Genomic DNA, 4,342 nt, shown 5'->3' with positions numbered 1-4,342 from the left:
ACGGTCAACCCTTTGTCTACCGACTGCAGGTATTCTTTCACGGTCAGCTTGTTGTCTTTTACAAAGGCTTGATTCAACAAAGTACTGTCTTTGAAGAATTTATTCAAGGCTCCCTGAGCAATTTTATCCAACATCGCTTCCGGCTTTCCTTCCTGACGGAATTTTTCCTTGGCAATCTCCAATTCCTTGGCAACGATTTCAGGAGAAACATTGTCTTTGTCAACAGCAACAGGACTCATGGCAGCCACTTGCATGGCCACATCTTTCATCACCTGTGTATCAATGCCAGCCTGGTTGAAACCAACCAAAGTAGCCAGTTTATTTCCCGGGTGAATGTAAGGAATGACAGCCTCTGCCTCAACTTTAGCGAAGAACGACAATTCAATCTTCTCACCAATTACACCGGTTTGCTCGGTTACGTGCGATTCGATTGTACGGCCATCCACTTCCAACGCCTTCAAAGCATCCAGATCGGCTGGTTTATTGGCAATGGCAGCCTCCAGAAACTTATTGGTAATTTTTACAAAGTCTTCGTTTTTGGCTACAAAATCAGTTTCGCAGTTCAAAACAACAATCGCTCCGTATTGATTATTCTCACTAACACCAGCCAGGACAACGCCTTCTGAAGCTTCACGATCAGATCGTTTGCTTGCAACCAGTTTGCCTTTTTCGCGGATTATTTGAATAGCGGCATCAAAGTCGCCATTTGCATCGGCAAGGGCATTTTTACAATCCATCATGCCGGCTCCTGTTGCTTTGCGCAACTTCATTACATCTGCAGCAGTAATTGCCATAATTGTATATTTTTATTTTATTAAAAGAGCAATTAGTCTTCGTTATTATCTTCGTCTACTTCAACCTTTTCAGCCTTAGCAGCTGATCTCTTGCTCTTGGTTTTTTTGGGTTTTTCTTCATCCCCTTCATTATCACGCTCAACTTTGCGCTCATTCAGGCCTTCGCTAATCGCATCGCACATCAGGCGAACAATGAGGCGAACAGATTGAGAGGCGTCGTCGTTGGACGGAATGATGAAATCAAGACCTTCCGGATTTGAATTGGTATCGACCATCGCAAATACAGGAATGCCCAATTTTTGAGCTTCACGCACAGCGATTTTTTCTTTCATCACATCAACAACAAATAGTGCTGCAGGAAGGCGGGTCAGGTCAGCAATACTACCAAGAATCTTTTCCAACTTGGCACGTTGACGTGTAATTTGCAACTTTTCGCGTTTTGACAAGTTTGTCCAACTATCTTCCTTTTCCATCTTGTCAATGGAAATCATTTTTTTCACCGCTTTGCGGATGGTTGGAAAGTTTGTTAGCATACCTCCTGGCCAACGCTCAACTACGTAAGGCATATTGACACTCCCTACGGCATCGGCAACGATATCTTTAGCTTGCTTTTTCGTTGCTACGAATAGTATTTTGCGACCCGATTTGGCGATTTGTTTCAAGGCGGCAGCTGCCTCATCGATTTTGACAACTGTTTTTTGCAAGTCGATGATGTGGATTCCATTTTTCTCCATAAAAATGTATGGAGCCATGTTTGGATTCCACTTTCTCTTCAGGTGACCAAAATGAACACCTGCATCCAATAATTCTTGAAAATTTGTTCTTGGCATCTTTTTACTTTTATAAATAATTTGTTGAAAAGCAACCCCTGAGTAGCTCCTGATTGGCAGGAAGTCTCAGCAGTTTCAGATCCACAGTCATATTTAGATTTAATAATACTGTTAACGTTTTGAGAATTGGAAACGCTTCCGTGCTTTTGGTTGACCTGGTTTTTTACGTTCCACTTCGCGTGGGTCGCGGGTCAAAAAGCCGGCTTGTTTCAGTACAGGTCTTGCTTCAGGATCAATTTCAATCAAAGCTCTTGAAATGGCTAAACGCAAAGCTTCAGCTTGTCCTTTAATACCACCTCCGTCAAGATTCACCTTCACATCATATTGATCAGCTACACCAATCAGGTTCAATGGTTGCATAACAATATACTGTAGCGTACCATTAGGGAAATATTCTTTCAAATCCCTTTTGTTGATGGTAACATTTCCTTTGCCCTCGCTAATATAAATACGAGCCACAGCAGATTTTCTACGTCCTAGGGTATTTACTACTTCCATTGTTATAATTTAATCGTGTTTAAATCAATTACTTTTGGATTCTGAGCCTCTTGTTTGTGCTCCCCTCCAACATACACTTTCATGTTTCCAAAAACCTTACGACCCAAGCGATTTTTTGGGAGCATGCCTCTTACAGCTTTCTCAACCAAACGCTCGGGATACTTAGCTAAAATATCCGCAGGTGATTGCTTGCGTTGTCCACCCGGATAACCGGTGTGACTCAGGTAAACTTTATCACTTAGTTTATTACCTGTCAAACGCACTTTTTCTGCATTGATCACTATTACATTATCCCCACAGTCTGCGTGAGGTGTAAAGTTGGGTTTGTTCTTTCCTCTCAGGATTTTAGCAACAGCACTGGCCAAACGACCAAGTATCATATCCGTTGCATCAATAACAACCCATTCCTTATTTGCCGTGGCGCTGTTGGCCGAAACGGTCTTGTAAGATAAAGTATCCACTTGCCTTTAATTTTTTAAATTAACACTAAAAGTTGCAAAAACTTACATTTCAATTGGTTGGGAGGTTTCCGACTTATCAACACCGGGCATGTTAATAAGGTTTCTACCAGCAACATTATCAATTATTTATAAGAACTGCAAGTACGGACAATAATCGGGACTGCAAAAGTATTTCTTTTTTCTTAAAATCCAAACAGAAATGCCTGCCGAAAACAAAATTAAATCAAAGATTTACAAGGAAGAAGATGGAGAATGGGATGCTCCTGCGATCTGATCTTCAAAAAAGAACAGACCCCGAATCCGACGGCTGTGTTTTTATCTGCAGCATTCAGGGCAGTTTGAGCCGCCAAGGCATGCTCACCCAGGGTTCGCCGGCATAATGAATACCTACGCGTGGCGAGGCCTTAACATCGGAGACTGGAACAGCATCTTCCAGCCAGAGCCGGGACGAAAGGGCAAGTTCTTCTCCATAAAATGAGCGGTCGAGCTGTAGTTCACGCCCCAGCCTTCCGGGTCCATCAAACCCTTGCAACCCACGAATCAAAACTGCCGATCCATCGCCAGCCTCGCCAGTCACAAAGTTCAGAAGCCAGTACTGCCCATAGATCAGGTACACATAAATCCGTCCGCCGGGCCCGAACATGACTTGGGTTCGTTTGGTCAATCCTTTGCTGGCATGGCAGGCCAAATCATCCTGACCGCAATAGGCTTCGGTTTCTGTAATCCGGTAGGAACGGGTCTCGCCGGAACTGAACACACGAATCAGGTTTTTGCCTAGCAGCTCCCTGGCAACAGTAAGCGTGTCGCGCCGAAAGAAGTCAGCCGAAAGTCGTTTTCCGGATGGTTTCATGCTGCGAAGATAAAACTTCTGCGTCAAGCTTCGAAGGAATTCTCCCGGTTTAGATGGTTAGATATTAGCCTCTTTTGCCCGCGCTTCAATCCGGGCCAGCTCATCCGGATAATCGTCGTACAAGCGGGTTAAATATGGCGCCATAAACGTAGCTCTATCCACTTCAAACCGCTTGATCAATTCCTTACACAAATAGGTGCTCGTATTGTTATCGATGTCTTTAAAGACTTTCTGAAGTTCCAGCTCATAAACCCTCCTTTCCTGCTCATCAAAAGCTTTGGTAATCGCCATCATATTCAGCTCAAGCTTTAGCGCGAAAGCCAAGCCATAATCCGGCAGAATTTTAATGGATTTATTGCAATTTTCAATGGCATCGTTTAAATACTGCTTGGCTCCATAGCGGTCGTACATATCATTAAAAGCGATGGCTGCATTGGCATAGGTAGTCGACAGCAATTGAAATCTGGCTTCAAACTCTTTGATCAAACCAATCATCTTCTCAATCCGCTGCGGAAACTTACTGTAGTAATAACAGCGCATAATGGTGTCGATGAGCGCTACTTTCTTGTGCTCCGGAATAGTGATACTTTCATCATAGAGATAATTCTTTAAATCGTCCACCACCGCTTCTTCCACCCGGTGATTGCTTTTACTGATTGTTTCAATTTTAAAATCGAGCAAGCTCCCGATTACGCTTGAAAAATATTGGTTGCTGATGCTCCTGATCGTCTCTTCATTTTCCGCCTTCAGCTGATTAACCTTTCCCTCAATGGTTGTTTGCAGATAACTTCGGGCATATTTATTTACTAAGAAACCCAGCAAGGAAATGAGTGCGGCAATGACAAACAGCCACCAGTTGACAATTTCACGAAGGGATTTCTGTATTTTTCCGTCCAATATGTTCTCAAA

General features: G+C 43.3%; 6 protein-coding genes. All 6 read right to left on the bottom strand.

Annotated features, from left to right (window positions below; all coding sequences use genetic code 11):
* A partial coding sequence (gene tsf, locus AAC033_RS18450) for a translation elongation factor Ts (RefSeq protein ID WP_339740900.1) occupies window positions 1–794 on the bottom strand: 794 nt, incomplete at its 3' end.
* A gap of 32 nt (window positions 795–826) precedes the next feature.
* Window positions 827–1,624 (bottom strand): 30S ribosomal protein S2, encoded by a 798-nt coding sequence (gene rpsB / locus AAC033_RS18445; protein WP_339740898.1) that lies wholly within the window; start codon window positions 1,622–1,624, stop codon window positions 827–829.
* Between the two features lie 111 nt (window positions 1,625–1,735).
* Window positions 1,736–2,122: a 30S ribosomal protein S9 gene (rpsI, locus tag AAC033_RS18440; protein ID WP_339740896.1), complete on the bottom strand. Its 387-nt coding sequence runs from the start codon at window positions 2,120–2,122 to the stop codon at window positions 1,736–1,738.
* Window positions 2,123–2,124: 2 nt separating this feature from the next.
* Window positions 2,125–2,583, bottom strand: coding sequence for a 50S ribosomal protein L13 (rplM, locus tag AAC033_RS18435; RefSeq protein WP_339740894.1), 459 nt, complete (start codon window positions 2,581–2,583; stop codon window positions 2,125–2,127).
* A 328-nt stretch (window positions 2,584–2,911) separates the two neighbouring features.
* Window positions 2,912–3,433, bottom strand: coding sequence for a DNA-3-methyladenine glycosylase (locus tag AAC033_RS18430; RefSeq protein WP_339740892.1), 522 nt, complete (start codon window positions 3,431–3,433; stop codon window positions 2,912–2,914).
* A 57-nt stretch (window positions 3,434–3,490) separates the two neighbouring features.
* The coding region (locus AAC033_RS18425; RefSeq protein WP_339740890.1) for a hypothetical protein at window positions 3,491–4,342 on the bottom strand (852 nt) is incomplete at its 5' end.

It is taken from the genome of uncultured Sunxiuqinia sp. (assembly GCF_963974515.1).
In the GTDB taxonomy this organism is placed as follows: Bacteria; Bacteroidota; Bacteroidia; order Bacteroidales; family Prolixibacteraceae; genus Sunxiuqinia.
Note: the sequence above shows the minus strand (reverse complement) of the source record. Positions and strands in the feature narration are given on the sequence as shown.

What these genes read in the sequence shown, in the direction of transcription:
- rpsI (WP_339740896.1), bottom strand. Translation starts at nt 2,122, where the DNA reads ATGGAAGTAGTAAATACCCTAGGACGTAGAAAATCTGCTGTGGCTCGT.
- AAC033_RS18430 (WP_339740892.1), bottom strand. Translation starts at nt 3,433, where the DNA reads ATGAAACCATCCGGAAAACGACTTTCGGCTGACTTCTTTCGGCGCGAC.
- rpsB (WP_339740898.1), bottom strand. Translation starts at nt 1,624, where the DNA reads ATGCCAAGAACAAATTTTCAAGAATTATTGGATGCAGGTGTTCATTTT.